At 51.1% G+C, this 797-nt stretch carries 1 protein-coding gene; it reads left to right on the top strand.

Going from position 1 to position 797, the window contains the following annotated elements:
* The coding region (locus DWZ67_RS19955; protein WP_133302964.1) for an efflux RND transporter permease subunit at nt 1-797 on the top strand (797 nt) is incomplete at both ends.

Below are 797 nucleotides of genomic sequence, written 5' to 3'. Positions count from 1 at the left end.
TGCATTGTGGCGGTACTCTTCTTGGGGGATGTCAAGTCGCCGTTCATCATCGGCCTGAGCATGGTGGTGTCCATTGTAATCTGTTTCTTGTTCTTCTATCTGTTCAGGATGTCGCTCAATATCATTTCTCTGTCCGGATTGATTCTGGCGTTGGGTATGATGATTGACAGCAGCATCATTGTCACGGAAAATATTTCGCAGTACCGCGAACGGGGTTATTCGTTGAGGCGGGCTTGCGTGGCGGGTACGGGTGAGGTGGTGACGCCGATGCTGAGCTCATCCCTGACCACGGTTGCCGTGTTTGTGCCGCTGATATTTATGAGCGGCATTGCGGGAGCGCTTTTCTATGACCAGGCATTCTCTGTTACGGTGGGGCTGCTGGTTTCCTACTTCACGGGTATCATGCTGCTGCCGGTCCTCTATATGCTGGTCTACCGGACGGGGTTGCGCGGCAGGTCGTGGTTCTCCCGCATCCGCATCAACAATCCGTTGAAGGAACATACGCTGGACCGTTTTTATGATGTGGGCATCGACTGGGTATTTTCCCATAAGACGGTAAGTATCATATTCTGTGTGGTTTCTATTCCTCTTTGTGTCTTTCTGTTTTATTCCATAGCCAAGGAGCGTATGCCGCAGATAGACCAGAATGAACTGATAGTCCACGTGGAATGGAACGAAAATATACATGTGGACGAGAACCGGCATCGTGTGAATGTGCTGTTCGGACAGTTGTTGGACAAGACTGTGGAACAGACGGCTGCCATAGGCCAGCAGGACTATCTGCTGAACCGTGAGCA

Origin of the sequence: Bacteroides sp. AF34-31BH (assembly GCF_003602795.1) — a bacterium.
Lineage (GTDB): Bacteria > Bacteroidota > Bacteroidia > Bacteroidales > Bacteroidaceae > Bacteroides > Bacteroides uniformis.
Note: the sequence above shows the minus strand (reverse complement) of the source record. Positions and strands in the feature narration are given on the sequence as shown.